Source organism: Streptomyces sp. AC627_RSS907, from assembly GCF_019049165.1.
The window spans coordinates 1-604 of record NZ_JAGMUE010000780.1; the positions used below are offsets into that span (position 1 = coordinate 1).

A 604-nucleotide genomic window follows, 5' to 3' on the forward strand; every position below is an offset into this window, starting at 1 on the left:
AAGGGGCCGATCCGCTCGCGGTGCCCCTCCGTGACCTCCAGCGTGTAGGGCCGGATGCGGTGCTCCTGGAGCTTCGCCTCGATCAGGGCGAGCGTCAGCTTGGAGCCGATCAGCGGGATGTCCGGCTTCTCGCGGAGCAGGTACGGCACGCCACCGATGTGGTCCTCGTGGCCGTGGGTGAGCACGATGCCGTCGATGTCGCCGAGGCGGTTCCGGATGGACGTGAAGTCCGGCAGGATCAGGTCAACTCCGGGCTGCTCCTCCTCGGGGAAGAGCACTCCGCAGTCGACGATCAGCAGCCGTCCGTCGTACTCGAAGACCGTCATATTGCGGCCGATCTCGCCCAGGCCGCCCAACGGGGTGACGCGCAGGCCGCCCTTGGGGAGCTTGGGCGGCGGACCGAGTTCTGGGTGCGGATGACTCAAAAGACTCTCCTTACCACGCGCGCCACATGTCCCCTGTTCCGCCGGGAGCGGGCAGGGAGGCACGTGGCGCGGGTGTCATTCGTGCACTTGCAAGTGGGTCGGTATTCGGTTGTGAAGTCCGTGGTTAGAGCTGTACCCCGCCGGCGGCGAGAGCTCGCTTGAGCTGCTCGGTCTCGTCG

General features: G+C 66.9%; 1 protein-coding gene. It reads right to left on the reverse strand.

The window, feature by feature from the left end; all coding sequences use genetic code 11:
* Positions 1 to 425, reverse strand: a 425-nt coding sequence (locus KUM32_RS38610) for an MBL fold metallo-hydrolase (RefSeq protein WP_217146465.1), incomplete at its 3' end; no start/stop codon positions are given.
* Between the last annotated feature and the right edge of the window lie 179 nt (positions 426 to 604).